Source organism: Pedobacter sp. PACM 27299, from assembly GCF_001412655.1.
In the GTDB taxonomy this organism is placed as follows: domain Bacteria; phylum Bacteroidota; class Bacteroidia; order Sphingobacteriales; family Sphingobacteriaceae; genus Pedobacter.
In genome coordinates, this window is sequence record NZ_CP012996.1 from 5,597,454 (window position 1) to 5,610,670 (window position 13,217).

General features: G+C 38.2%; 16 protein-coding genes. 3 read left to right on the forward strand and 13 right to left on the reverse strand.

Going from position 1 to position 13,217, the window contains the following annotated elements; genetic code table 11:
* Positions 1 to 5: 5 nt before the first annotated feature.
* A complete protein-coding gene (locus tag AQ505_RS23475) occupies positions 6 to 1,556 on the forward strand; it encodes a helicase HerA-like domain-containing protein (RefSeq protein ID WP_062550413.1) in 1,551 nt (516 codons plus the stop codon).
* A 101-nt stretch (positions 1,557 to 1,657) separates the two neighbouring features.
* Positions 1,658 to 2,557 (forward strand): nucleotidyltransferase family protein, encoded by a 900-nt coding sequence (locus AQ505_RS23480; protein WP_062550414.1) that lies wholly within the window; start codon positions 1,658 to 1,660, stop codon positions 2,555 to 2,557.
* A 179-nt stretch (positions 2,558 to 2,736) separates the two neighbouring features.
* Here the strand turns inward: AQ505_RS23480 and dnaK are convergent, their stop codons facing one another.
* Both dnaK and AQ505_RS23490 read right to left on the reverse strand, forming a co-directional pair.
* A complete protein-coding gene (dnaK, locus tag AQ505_RS23485) occupies positions 2,737 to 4,650 on the reverse strand; it encodes a molecular chaperone DnaK (protein WP_062550415.1) in 1,914 nt (637 codons plus the stop codon).
* A gap of 178 nt (positions 4,651 to 4,828) precedes the next feature.
* Positions 4,829 to 6,040: a class I SAM-dependent methyltransferase gene (locus AQ505_RS23490; protein ID WP_062550416.1), complete on the reverse strand. Its 1,212-nt coding sequence runs from the start codon at positions 6,038 to 6,040 to the stop codon at positions 4,829 to 4,831.
* Positions 6,041 to 6,097: 57 nt separating this feature from the next.
* On the opposite strand from AQ505_RS23490, the gene AQ505_RS23495 reads away from it, so the two are divergent.
* On the forward strand, positions 6,098 to 6,655 hold the full coding sequence (locus tag AQ505_RS23495) for a 2'-5' RNA ligase family protein (RefSeq protein ID WP_062550417.1): 558 nt from the start codon (positions 6,098 to 6,100) through the stop codon (positions 6,653 to 6,655).
* Positions 6,656 to 6,711: 56 nt separating this feature from the next.
* On the opposite strand, the gene rplQ is transcribed toward AQ505_RS23495, so the two are convergent.
* The 11 genes from rplQ to rpmD all read right to left on the reverse strand — a co-directional run bounded on the left by rplQ (position 6,712) and on the right by rpmD (position 13,213).
* On the reverse strand, positions 6,712 to 7,221 hold the full coding sequence (gene rplQ / locus AQ505_RS23500) for a 50S ribosomal protein L17 (RefSeq protein WP_062550418.1): 510 nt from the start codon (positions 7,219 to 7,221) through the stop codon (positions 6,712 to 6,714).
* 91 nt (positions 7,222 to 7,312) lie between these two features.
* The gene (locus AQ505_RS23505; RefSeq protein ID WP_062550419.1) at positions 7,313 to 8,305 is read right to left on the reverse strand and encodes a DNA-directed RNA polymerase subunit alpha; all 993 of its coding nucleotides are present in this window, start codon (positions 8,303 to 8,305) and stop codon (positions 7,313 to 7,315) included.
* A 78-nt stretch (positions 8,306 to 8,383) separates the two neighbouring features.
* Positions 8,384 to 8,992, reverse strand: coding sequence for a 30S ribosomal protein S4 (gene rpsD / locus AQ505_RS23510; RefSeq protein WP_062550420.1), 609 nt, complete (start codon positions 8,990 to 8,992; stop codon positions 8,384 to 8,386).
* 62 nt (positions 8,993 to 9,054) lie between these two features.
* On the reverse strand, positions 9,055 to 9,444 hold the full coding sequence (rpsK, locus tag AQ505_RS23515; RefSeq protein ID WP_041878538.1) for a 30S ribosomal protein S11: 390 nt from the start codon (positions 9,442 to 9,444) through the stop codon (positions 9,055 to 9,057).
* Positions 9,445 to 9,465: 21 nt separating this feature from the next.
* On the reverse strand, positions 9,466 to 9,843 hold the full coding sequence (rpsM, locus tag AQ505_RS23520) for a 30S ribosomal protein S13 (RefSeq protein WP_062550421.1): 378 nt from the start codon (positions 9,841 to 9,843) through the stop codon (positions 9,466 to 9,468).
* Between the two features lie 81 nt (positions 9,844 to 9,924).
* Positions 9,925 to 10,041 (reverse strand): 50S ribosomal protein L36, encoded by a 117-nt coding sequence (gene rpmJ, locus AQ505_RS26260; protein WP_073232286.1) that lies wholly within the window; start codon positions 10,039 to 10,041, stop codon positions 9,925 to 9,927.
* A gap of 1 nt (position 10,042) precedes the next feature.
* Positions 10,043 to 10,261, reverse strand: coding sequence for a translation initiation factor IF-1 (infA, locus tag AQ505_RS23525; RefSeq protein WP_008244555.1), 219 nt, complete (start codon positions 10,259 to 10,261; stop codon positions 10,043 to 10,045).
* A 71-nt stretch (positions 10,262 to 10,332) separates the two neighbouring features.
* Positions 10,333 to 11,118, reverse strand: a complete 786-nt coding sequence (gene map, locus AQ505_RS23530) for a type I methionyl aminopeptidase (protein WP_062550422.1) — start codon at positions 11,116 to 11,118, stop codon at positions 10,333 to 10,335.
* Between the two features lie 8 nt (positions 11,119 to 11,126).
* Positions 11,127 to 12,464 (reverse strand): preprotein translocase subunit SecY, encoded by a 1,338-nt coding sequence (secY, locus tag AQ505_RS23535; RefSeq protein WP_062550423.1) that lies wholly within the window; start codon positions 12,462 to 12,464, stop codon positions 11,127 to 11,129.
* 13 nt (positions 12,465 to 12,477) lie between these two features.
* The gene (rplO, locus tag AQ505_RS23540) at positions 12,478 to 12,924 is read right to left on the reverse strand and encodes a 50S ribosomal protein L15 (protein WP_062551181.1); all 447 of its coding nucleotides are present in this window, start codon (positions 12,922 to 12,924) and stop codon (positions 12,478 to 12,480) included.
* 109 nt (positions 12,925 to 13,033) lie between these two features.
* Positions 13,034 to 13,213 carry a 50S ribosomal protein L30 gene (gene rpmD / locus AQ505_RS23545; RefSeq protein ID WP_062550424.1) on the reverse strand — a complete coding sequence of 60 codons (180 nt, stop codon included), beginning with the start codon at positions 13,211 to 13,213 and terminating at the stop codon, positions 13,034 to 13,036.
* Positions 13,214 to 13,217: the final 4 nt, after the last annotated feature.

The following is a 13,217-nucleotide window of genomic DNA, read 5'->3' on the forward strand; positions in this document are numbered from 1 at the left end:
TCCTTATGAGTGATCAAACCCAAAGCTTTATAGAAAAAGTGAAAGCAGCATATCCACCTAAAGGTGCCTATATTTATCTGGGTGGCGGAATATTGGATGGAGAAGTCCTGGCAGATGCCGAAGTAAACCTCTATTTACACATGATGAATCGTCATGGGCTAGTGGCAGGTGCTACTGGAACCGGAAAAACCAGAACCCTGCAGTTACTGGCAGAACAGCTGTCAGATGCCGGGGTTCCCGTCTTTATGCTGGATGTTAAAGGCGACCTTTCGGGTTTATACCAGGCTGGAGAAAGCAATGCTAAAATTGAAGAAAGGGCAAAAATGCTGAATAAACCTTTCGTGCCAACTGCTTACCCTATAGAACCTTATTCGCTTTCCGGGAAATTAGGTGCACAAATGCGGGCAACCATCCTGGAGTTCGGCCCTACCCTGCTCGCTAAAATCTTAGACCTCAACGATACACAAACAGGAGTATTATCTGTGATTTTTAAATATGCAGACGATAATAAGCTCCCCCTTATCGATCTTAATGATCTTAAAAAGCTAATTTCCTATCTTTCTGACGGCCCGGGAAAAGAAGAAATAAAAGCAGATTATGGCAGTATTTCTTCTTCCACTTCAGGAACTATTCTAAGAAAAATCGTTACGATAGAACAGCAGGGATTGAGTCCGATGTTTGGGGAGCCCTCTTTTGAAATTGAAGATTTAATGCTCAGAACTGATGGAAAAGGGAGAATTTCTCTTTTGAACATATCAGATGTACAAAATCAGCCGAAGCTATATTCTACATTTTTACTCAGTTTACTGGCCGAACTTTTTTATAACCTGCCGGAAGTAGGAGATCTGGATAAACCAAAACTAGTGTTCTTTATAGATGAGGCGCACTTGCTTTTTAAAGACTCCTCAAAAGCATTCCTGGAACAGATTGAAACGATCATCAGACTAATCAGGTCTAAAGGAGTAGGCGTCTTCTTCTGCACGCAATCGCCCACAGATATCCCTGAAAGCGTACTTTCCCAATTAGGAAACCGAATCCAGCATGCTTTAAGAGTATTTACACCGAATGATGCCGATGCCTTAAAGAAAACAGTCAACACCTACCCAACTTCGAGCTTTTACAAAATCGATAAGGTATTGACCTCCCTGGGGACCGGTCAGGCGCTGATCACGGTGTTAAACGAAAAAGGAATTCCTACAGAAGTTACCGCCACCATGCTCACTCCTCCTAAAGCAGTAATGGGCCCTTTAAGTGCCCTGGAGTATGATAAATTAGTACAATCCAGTCCGATGAACAAAAAATACGGAACCACAATTGATCCGGAAAGTGCCTATGAAATCCTGACCAAACGACTGAATGATCAACTCAATGGGGAAAGCACTGGAACTGAACCTACTGCTATTCAAAGTAAAAAGCAAGAAAAGAGCATTATGGAACAAGTGATGGGAGCCACCATCACCCGTCAGATTGGCAAGGAAATTGTACGGGGGCTCTTCGGAATGTTAACTGGCAAGAAAACGCGAAATACTGGCGGAAAAGGAATATTTGGGTTTTAAATCCGGAGTCTTCTACCTATTATTCGGGATATTGCTGTTTATATTGCAAAAAACACCCATTATTTTACCTTGAATTTAAACATATTAATTATTTTAGTCCCATGAAACCAACCTTATTAATCTTAGCAGCTGGGATGGCAAGTCGCTACGGCAGCATGAAACAAATTGACGGGTTCGGCCCGAACAACGAAACTATTATTGATTATTCTATATATGATGCCATTAAAGCCGGATTCGGTAAGGTTGTATTTATTATTAAAGAAGAGTTTCTAAAGGATTTCAAAGAAATTTTCGAAGCAAAGTTAAACGGTAAAATCGAGACCGATTACGTTTTCCAAAACTTCGACATTAAACAATTCGGTGTAGATATCGATATTGAGAGATCAAAACCATGGGGAACTGCACATGCAATTCTTTCAGGCAGAACAGCTATCAACGAACCTTTCTGCGTCATCAATGCGGATGATTTCTACGGCTTAGATGCTTACCAGAAAATGGTTAAGTTCTTAACTACAGAAGTGAGCGACAGTAACTACTCTATGATCGGATACGAAATCGGTAAAACATTATCTGAATACGGATCTGTTTCCAGAGGTGTTTGTCAGGTGGATGAAAACGGTGTCCTACTAGAAGTAGTAGAACGCACAAAGGTATTAAAGAACGGTGACGCGATTGTTTTCGAAGAAGGCGACACTCAGTATCCATTAACACCAGATACACGCGTATCGATGAACTTCTGGGGCTTTACACCTGCTGTATTCCAAATCACAGAACAACTATTCAGAGATTTCGCTGTACAGAATAAGGAGAATCCTAAATCAGAGTTTTTCATTCCATTGGTAGCTGAATACCTGGTAAAATCCAGAATTGCTGACTTCCAGGTAATTCCTACAGACAGCCAATGGTTCGGTGTAACTTATAAAGAAGATAAACCTATCGTTCAAGCCAGCATTGATCAATTGATCAAAGATGGTGCTTACCCAGAAAATCTTTGGAAATAAGCTAACAGAATAATATAAACAAGAAAGGGATTCACATTGTGGATCCCTTTCTTGTTTATCAGCCAATTTAAAGCCTAGATAAGCTTATCTAACAGACTTAAACAAGAGAAACATGGCTGCATAAAAAAAGGTGCTCTGAATGAACAGAACACCTTTTTTATTTTCAAATGAGCTTTCGCTTATTTTTTATCATCTTTTACTTCTTCGAAGTCTACATCGGTAACATCGTCACCACCTGCAGGCTGAGCATCTTGAGGAGCACCAGCATTACCTTCTGGTTGTGCACCATCTTGTCCTGCTTTGTACATCTCTTCAGAAGCTTCATTCCATGCATTCTGTAATTCAGCTTGAGCTGCATCGATATCAGCGAAACTTCTAGCTGCATGCGCATCTTTCAGTTTTTGCAAACCTGCTTCAATTGGCGCTTTTTTATCAGCTGAAATTTTATCACCGAATTCTTTTAATTGTTTCTCAGTTGAGAAGATTAAAGCATCAGCACCGTTGATTTTTTCCGCTTCTTCTTTAGCAATTCTATCAGCATCTGCATTTTGTTCTGCTTCTTCTTTCATCCTTTTGATTTCTTCGTCAGTTAAGCCTGAAGAAGCTTCAATGCGGATTTTTTGCTCTTTACCAGTAGCTTTATCTTTCGCACTTACGTGTAAGATACCATTTGCATCAATATCAAATGCTACTTCTACCTGAGGAACTCCGCGTGGAGCTGGTGGAATACCATCTAAGATGAAACGACCAATCGTACGGTTTTGAGCAGCCATTGGACGCTCTCCTTGTAGGATATGGATCTCTACTGAAGGCTGGTTGTCAGCTGCTGTAGAGAAAGTCTCTGCTTTTTTAGAAGGAATAGTTGTATTGGCTTCAATTAATTTAGTCATTACACCACCCATAGTCTCAATACCTAATGAAAGAGGAGTAACATCTAATAACAATACATCTTTAACTTCACCTGTTAATACACCACCTTGGATTGCAGCACCAATTGCTACTACCTCATCTGGGTTAACACCCTTCGAAGGTTCTTTACCGAAGAAAGCTTTAACTGCTTCCTGGATAGCAGGCATACGAGTTGAACCACCAACTAAGATAATCTCATCGATATCGCTAGTTTTCAAACCTGCATTTTTCAATGCTGATTTACATGGATCAATAGTACGTTTGATTAGATCAGCAGCCAATTGCTCAAATTTAGCACGGCTTAAGTTTCTAACTAAGTGTTTAGGACCAGTTGCATCAGCAGTGATGTAAGGCAAGTTGATCTCAGTAGAAGTAGTGCTTGAAAGCTCAATTTTAGCTTTCTCAGCTGCTTCTTTCAAACGTTGTAAAGCCATTGGATCTTGATTCAAGTCCATGCCATACTCGTTTTTGAATTCAGCTGCTAACCAGTCAATGATCACGTGATCAAAGTCATCACCACCTAAGTGAGTATCACCGTCAGTTGATTTTACTTCGAATACACCATCACCTAATTCCAATACTGAAACGTCATGAGTACCACCACCACAGTCAAACACAACGATTTTCATGTCTCTTTGTGCTTTATCCAAACCGTAAGCTAATGCAGCTGCAGTTGGTTCGTTGATGATACGTTTCACTGTTAAACCAGCGATTTCACCAGCTTCTTTAGTAGCTTGACGTTGAGCATCATTGAAATAAGCAGGAACAGTAATAACTGCTTCAGTTACCTCATGACCCAAAAAGTCTTCAGCTGTTTTTTTCATTTTCTGCAAAATCATTGCAGAAATTTCTTGTGGAGTGTATTTACGGTCGTCAATTTCTACACGTGGTGTATTATTGTCACCCTTAACTACTTTATAAGGTACACGACCAACTTCTTTAGAAACCTCAGCAAAGCTGCTGCCCATGAAGCGTTTGATCGAATAAATTGTTTTTGTTGGGTTTGTAATTGCCTGGCGTTTTGCCGGCTCACCTACCTTGCGCTCACCATTCTCTGCAAAAGCAACAATGGATGGCGTAGTACGCTTACCCTCACTGTTGGCTATAACTACAGGTTCGTTACCTTCCATTACGGATACGCAAGAGTTTGTTGTTCCTAAGTCTATACCAATAATTTTTGACATGCTATTTATCTCTGTTTATGTTTATGAATCTTATTATTTATTTCTATTATTTCTTGTTTAACAAGCAATGTGCCAATTGAGTTTTGGCAGAAAATCATGTTATTTTAGCGGAAGAAAGTAATCTTCTGTCCGAATCTTGTTACAAAAATGTGACAGGATGACAGAATTGTGATACCTTCTATTGATCCAGCTTCAACAAACGCTCTAAATGATGGTAACCAATTCCAAAATAAGTCTTTGTCTCCGCCAACTTTTGTTTAATCTCAGCTTGTTTTACTTCCAGGGCCTTACCAGAAAGCTTACCAGTCTTCACACCTACCACCAATACATTCTTAGGTGTATGCGCATCTGAGATAAATTCAAACACTTTAGTCTTATAACCATAGTATTCCAAAATTAAGGCGCGCATGGCATCAGTGACCATCTCTGCCTGACGTTCCATGAAAATACCATACCTAGTAAGCACGGAAACTTCATTCTTCACCTTAGCCTTTTCCATCTCGCGTCTGATTTGTTTATGGCAGCAAGGAGCCACTACAATTAGACTGGCATTCGCTTTTATCCCTTTGAAAATTGCATCATCAGTTGCCGTATCACAAGCATGCAGGGCGATCAATAAATCAATAGCTTCCACCTGATAATCCTGAATCGTGCCTGGTACAAAATCCAGTCCATCGAAACCCGAACTCTTGGCAATACCATTACATAACGACACCAGATCATCCCGAAACTCTACCCCGGTTACTTTTGTATCCAGTTTCAATACCTGATGCAGGTAATCATATAAAGCAAAAGTCAAGTATCCTTTTCCAGACCCCATATCTACTACTTTCTTAATGCTATTGTCCGGCAATTCCTTAATTAGGGAACTTAAGATCTCTACATATTGATTGATCTGTTTGTATTTATCCTGTGCATTTTTGAAAACATTACCTTCGGCATCTGTAATCTTCAGCTCCTGTAAATAAGGTTTTCCAGCAGGCTGAATCAAACGTTTCTTTTCCTTATTGTGTGCCAAACTAGGTGCGGTCTTACCATCACCGTTCAAAATCCTTTCGCGTATCGAGATGACATGATTTTTAGCATGCTCCAAAATCACTTCCTTATCAGTAGTGAACAAAGTACAGGCTTTAAAATCATTACTGATAAAATGACCCACCATAGTGATACCTTCAGGAATAGGAAAGTTCTTTACAATATCTCTGGTTTTGTTGCGATAGGTAAAAGAAAGCATATCTGCTCTTTTGATCTTCACCTTGCGGACATAAACGTTTTTTAATTCTTTATCATTTCCCTGATAATTACCCAGGGAAACTTTTAGAAAAGTATTCGAAGAAATACTTTCAGCGAGTTGTTCTTGAAAACGCTGTAACTGGAGTTGATTTGACATGAAATTGGATTACGATGCAAAGATACCCTTTTGAAAAAGGAATAGTAAATTAGCTTTATGAAACAGCGTTATTTAATTGCCATTCTTCCACCATCGGCGCTGACTGAGGCAATCGATCAAATCAGAAGAGCGTGTTCTCAGAAGTTCAAAGTCTATAAAGCGTTAAGACCTCCAGTCCACATTACCCTCCAATTTATCAGAAGCCTGGAAGAAAGCTATGAAGAGCAATTAATCAATAGCCTTTCCGGAGCTAGAAATTTCAAACCATTCGTCCAGCAATTAGATAATTTTTCTGGTTTTCAAAATGCGAAGGCCGTTTATATAGCAGGAATAAAAAACAAAGAGCTTGATAATTTATACAAACAAATAAAAGTGTATACAGAAGCATTTAGTAAGGATTCATTTGGAAGCTTAATCCCACACCTGACTATTGCTTACAGAGATGTCAGTTCTGTTCTTTACCAAGAGATATTAGCCTATTATAAAAATGAAAGCTTTCATGCGGAATTTGTAGTCAATCATTTCAGTTTGTTAAAGCACGACGGCAGTCGCTGGAATATCTTAAAACATTATGAAAGCCAACCAAGACCAGGGCAATTAGAAATGCTTATATAAAGAAAAAACCCCATCCGAAACGGACAGGGTTTTCCTTATAATGATGAGGGAATAAATTATTCGCCTTTATCTTCAGTTTTAGTTTCAACTGGAGCTTCTTCAGTAACTGGAGCAGCTGCAACTGTAGTATCATCAGCTTTCTTAGCTTTAGTTCTACCACGACGTGTAGTTTTCTTCTCAGCAGATTCCACTTCTTTACCGTAAACTTCATTGTAATCAACCAATTCGATTAAAGCCATCTCAGCGTTATCACCTAGACGATTGTTTAATTTAATGATCCTTGTGTAACCACCTGGACGGTTTGCAATTTTAGCTGCAACATCACGGAACAATTCAGTAACGATTTCTTTATCTTGTAAATAACTGAAAACAATACGACGTGAGTGCGTAGTATCAGTTTTAGATTTAGTCAAAAGAGGCTCAACATACATACGCAAAGCTTTTGCTTTAGCTAAAGTAGTTTGAATTCTTTTGTGCTTAATTAACGATGAAGCCATGTTAGCCAACATCGCTTTACGATGTGAATCTGTTCTTCCTAAGTGGTTATTTTTTTTACCGTGTCTCATTTTGATTTTATTCAGTGTATACCGTCTCTTTGATGTTTATCTGAGGGAATTATACACGATTAACAATATTGTTATTTAAGGGTAGTATTGATTACTCTTCGTCAAGTTTGAATTTCGATAAGTTCATACCGAAAGATAAGCTTTTAGATTTCACCAATTCCTGAATCTCAGTTAGTGATTTTTTACCGAAGTTTCTGAATTTTAACATGTCAGCAACATCATAAGAAACCAGGTCAGCTAAAGTACGGATGTCAGCTGCTTTAAGGCAGTTTAATGCACGTACAGAAAGATCTAAATCAACCAATTCAGTTTTAAGGATTTTACGCATATGTAAAATTTCCTCATCTACTTCTTTAGTTTCTTCTTTAGCTTGAGATTCTAATACTAAATTCTCATCAGAGAACAACATAAAGTGCTGGATTAAAATTTTCGCAGCTTCTTTTAGTGCTTCTTCAGGATGGATGGATCCATCTGTAGAGATATCTAATATTAATTTTTCATAATCTGTCTTTTGTTCAACACGATAATTTTCAATCGAGTATTTTACATTTTTCATTGGGGTAAAAATCGAATCGATTGCGATTACACCAACTACAGCATCATTGATTTTATTTTCTTCAGCTGGAACATAACCGCGTCCTTTATTGATAGTTAATTCTACCTCTAAAGTCACTGTTTTTTCCATGTTACAAATAACGAAATCAGGGTTAAGAACCTCGAAGTTGTTAGAGAATTTTGTAATATCTCCAGCGGTAAACTGATCTTGCCCGTTTACTAAAATGAAAACTTTTTCAGAATCACCAGAATCACCAACTTTCTTAAAACGTACTTGTTTCAAGTTAAGGATGATTTCCGTCAAATCTTCTACAACACCTTTCATTGTAGAAAACTCGTGAGATACGCCAGAAAAACGAATACTTGTAATGGCATAACCTTCTAAAGAAGAAAGTAAAATTCTTCTTAGGGCGTTACCAATTGTTACACCGAAACCGGGCTCTAAAGGACGAAATTCAAATATACCATCGAAATCTGTTGATTTCTGCATGATTACCTTATCGGGTTTCTGAAATGCTAAAATTGCCATTTATAATGTTTTTAGATCGTTATTAAAATTATGTAATGAAATAAAGTGAATTGCCCAGAAGGCAATTCACTAAATATATTACTTAGAGTATAACTCTATTATAAGGTTCTCTTTGATATTTTCTGGGATCTCATCACGGTTAGGATAAGTTAAGAACTTACCTGACAATTCACTTGCATTCCAGTCTAACCAATTGAATTTATTGATTACTCTGCCTGCTACTGAATTAGTAATCGCTTCTAAAGTCTTAGACTTTTCGCGAACTGCAACAACATCACCAGCTTTTAATTGATATGAAGGAATATTTACTACTTCACCGTTAACTGTTACGTGTTTATGGCTAACTAACTGACGGGCAGCTGAACGTGTTGTAGCAATACCTAATCTGTATACTGTGTTATCTAAACGAGCTTCTAATAATTGCAATAAGTTATCACCTGTGATACCTTCACGAGAAGATGCTTTGGTGAATAAGTTACGGAACTGACGTTCTAATACACCATAAGTATATTTAACTTTCTGTTTTTCCATTAACTGTACTGCGTACTCGGATTGTTTTCCTCTTCTTTTGGAAGCACCGTGCTGTCCAGGAGGATAATTTTTTCTATCTAATACCTTATCAGGGCCGAAAATTGGCTCTCTGAATTTACGGGCGATTTTGGACTTTGGTCCTGTATATCTTGCCATTGTTTTTTGTTTAAAGTATCGTGTAGCCTTAAGCTACAGACTCTTAGCTTTAAAATTAATTATTATACTCTTCTCTTTTTAGGAGGACGACATCCGTTGTGCGGAAGCGGAGTGATATCTTTGATAGAGGTTACTTCGATACCTGAAATCTGCAATGTTCTAATTGCTGACTCACGACCTGAACCTGGACCTTTAACAAAAACTTCTACTTTACGAAGACCTAAGTCAAATGCTACTTTACCGCAATCAGATGCTGCTTGACCTGCTGCATAAGGAGTGTTCTTTTTAGAACCCTTGAATCCCATTTTACCTGCAGAAGACCATGAAATAGTTTGACCGTTGTTATTTGTTAAAGTAACAATGATATTGTTAAAAGTAGCATTGATGTGCGCCTGACCAACAGGCTCAATTACAACAATACGCTTTTTGGTAACTTTTTTACTCTTAGCCATAATTCTTATTCAGTACTAATTTTATTTAGTAGCTTTTTTCTTGTTAGCAACTGTTTTTCTCTTGCCTTTACGTGTACGAGAGTTGTTCTTAGTACGTTGTCCACGTACCGGCAAACCTTTTCTGTGACGTAATCCACGGTAACAACCGATATCCATTAAACGTTTAATGTTCAACTGAACTTCTGAACGTAAAGCACCTTCTACTTTTACGCCGTCGTTGATGATGGTACGGATAGCCGATAACTCATCGTCAGACCAATCCTGTACTTTCTTGTTAAAATCGATACCTGCTTCCGTTAAAATACGTTGAGCAGTTGATCTACCTACTCCGAAGATGTACGTTAGACCAATTTCGCCTCTTTTGTTTCTTGGTAAATCAATACCTGATATCCTTGCCATATTTGTACTAAATGTTTGATTAACTGAATGAACGAGATTGAGTATCCTGTACATTCAATCTTCATCACAATCAATAATTTCTTAACCTTGACGTTGCTTATATTTTGGATTTTTCTTGTTAATCACGAAAAGTTTACCTTTACGACGAATAATCTTGCAATCAGCGCTACGTTTTTTAATTGATGACCTAACTTTCATTTTATTTATATCTATAAGTAATCCTGCCTTTTGATAAATCGTAAGGCGACATCTCTAATTTGACTTTGTCTCCAGGTAAAATTTTGATGTAGTGCATCCTCATTTTACCCGAAATATGAGCTATTATCTCATGACCATTCTCTAGTTCCACTCGGAACATGGCATTGGATAGTGCTTCTCTTATTACACCGTCTTGTTCAATTGAGGCTTGTTTAGCCATATAATATTGATATTTACTTAATTAGCTGCTACTAAACAGGGTTGCAAAATTAAATAAAAAAATTTAATAAATTACTTTTTTTTATTTAAAACTTCTTCAATAACTGAAAAAGTCGATAAAACGTCTGCTTTACCCTTTTTAACTGCCACCGTATGCTCAAAATGAGCGGATGGCCTATTGTCCTTACTGGTTACTGTCCAGCCGTCTGACCAGAACTTAACTCCTGCTGTACCTGCATTGATCATAGGCTCTATAGCGATCACCATTCCTTCTTCCAATTTAATTCCAATCCCGCGTTTACCATAATTTGGTACCTCAGGTTTTTCATGCAATTGAACTCCGACTCCGTGACCTACTAATTCCTTCACTACACCAAATCCATTCGCCTCCGCATGCGCCTGTACAGCATAGCCTACATCTCCGATCCTTGATCCTACGACAGCCTTCTCTATGGCAAGTCTTAAACATTCTTTAGTCACCTCTACTAACTTCTGTTTTTCTGGGTCTATTTCCCCAATGGAGAAAGTATAAGCTGAATCACCAAAGTATCTATTTAGAATGACCCCACAGTCGACAGAGATCAAGTCTCCCTCCTGTATCACATATTCACCAGGAAAGCCATGAACAACCTGCTCATTTGGCGAAATACATAGTGAATACGGGAAGCCGTTATAGTTTAAAAAAGCAGGAATTGCTCCATGATCTTTAATAAACGTTTCAGCCAGGTCATTCAATTTTTTTGTAGTAATGCCCGGACCAATCACCTTAGCTACTTCAGCTAAAGTTTTAGATACAAGTAAAGAACTCTCTCTTATTAACTCGATCTCCTCTGGAGATTTGTAATAGATCTTAGACATACTATATTTTAGATCACTGCGTTGCTACCAGTTGTTGCAGCAGGAATTCCTGTGCGACCGGTAACTCTACCTGTTTTCATTAAACCATCATAATGACGCATTAACAAATAACTTTCAATTTGTTGCAATGTATCTAATACCACACCTACCAGGATCAACAAAGAAGTTCCGCCATAGAAATGGGCAAATTCTGACTTGATACCGAATTTAACGGCTACTGAAGGAAGTACAGCAATGATGGCTAAGAAAACTGCACCTGGGAAGGTGATCTTCGAAATTACATCATCTATGAAGCTTGAGGTAGCCAGACCTGGTTTGATACCAGGAATGAATCCACCGTTCTTCTTCATGTCGTCCGACATTTGAGTAGGGTTAACGGTAATTGCAGTATAAAAGAATGTGAATGCAATAATTAAAAATCCAAAAGTTAAGCTATACGCTAATGAAGTATAGTCACTGAACTGAATCAACCAGGTGTTCTGTAAAGAAGGAAAGAACTGAGGAATGAATCCAGGGATAAACATCAATGCTTGAGCAAAGATAATCGGCATTACACCGGCAGCATTCACTTTTAAAGGAATGTACTGTCTTACCCCACCAAACTGTCTGTTACCAACTATCCTTTTTGCATATTGAACCGGTACTTTACGTACACCCTGAACAATCATGATGGTAAACATCACTACTGCAAATAAAGCCACAATTTCAAGAACAAGAGCGATTAAGCCACCGTCCCCAACGAACCTAGAAGTGATCTCCTGGTATAAAGCAATTGGCAATCTGGCAATAATACCAACCATAATGATTAGTGAAATACCATTTCCAATACCTTTATCGGTGATTTTCTCACCCAACCACATCACAAACAATGTACCAGCAGCCAACACGAATGTTGCCATTACATAGAACAAAGCATGATCAATAACGATTGCTTCAACAGGAACTTGTGTTTTAACATAACCAACGGCCTGAACAGCAGTAATGGCTACGGTTAGATAACGCGTAATCTGATTTAGTTTCTTCCTGCCACTTTCACCCTCCTTTTGCATTTTCTGGAATGAAGGAACAGCAATACCTAATAGCTGAACTACAATTGAGGCAGAAATATAAGGCATAACACCCAAGGCAAGGATAGATACCCGTGAAAACGAACCTCCGGCAAACATATCCAAGAGACCTAAAAGACCAGACTTTTCATTATTGCCTAAAAGAGTTGCGTCAACACCTGGTAGCACCACATGAGATACAAATCTATAAACCAAAAGAATCATGAGCGTAAATACAATACGCTCTTTCAATTCTTGAATTTTCCAAATATTACTTAAAGTAGTAAACAGCTTCTTCATTAATTACAATTAATTACAATTTTTCGATTGAGCCTCCAACAGCCTCAATAGCTTGTTGTGCGGTAGCAGAAAAAGCATGAGCTTTAACTTCTAACTTAGATTTAACTTCACCACGGCCTAGTACTTTTACCAGGTCATTTTTGTGAGCTAAACCATGGTCTTGCAATGTAGCAAAATCAATTGTAGTTAGATTAAATTTCTCAGCTAATGCTTGAATTACGTCTAAGTTTACACTTACGTACTCTACGCGGTTAATAGGTTTGAAACCAACCTTAGGTACGCGACGTTGCAATGGCATTTGACCACCTTCAAAACCGATTTTGGTTTTGTGACCAGAACGAGATCCAGCACCTTTGTGACCACGTGTCGATGTTCCGCCACGTCCAGAACCGGTACCACGACCAATTCTCTTAACATTCTTTGTAGAACCTTTTGCAGGTTTCAGATTACTTAAGTTCATTTTTTGAAACTTATGTTGCCCTTCGCTTTCACTAATCAGGGACAACGGTTAAACATATTTAAAGGTTGCAAATGTAATTATATAAACCACATTTACAACCTTTAAAAATTTATATACTCTCTATAGCAACTAAGTGATTCACTTTTCTCACCATTCCGATGATGGCAGCGTTAGCTTCCACTTCTACACTTTGGTTCATTTTAGTTAAACCTAATGCTTTCATCGTTCTTTTTTGGCGTTCGCTTCTATCGATAATGCTTTTTACCTGGGTTATTTTGATCTTAGCCATAATA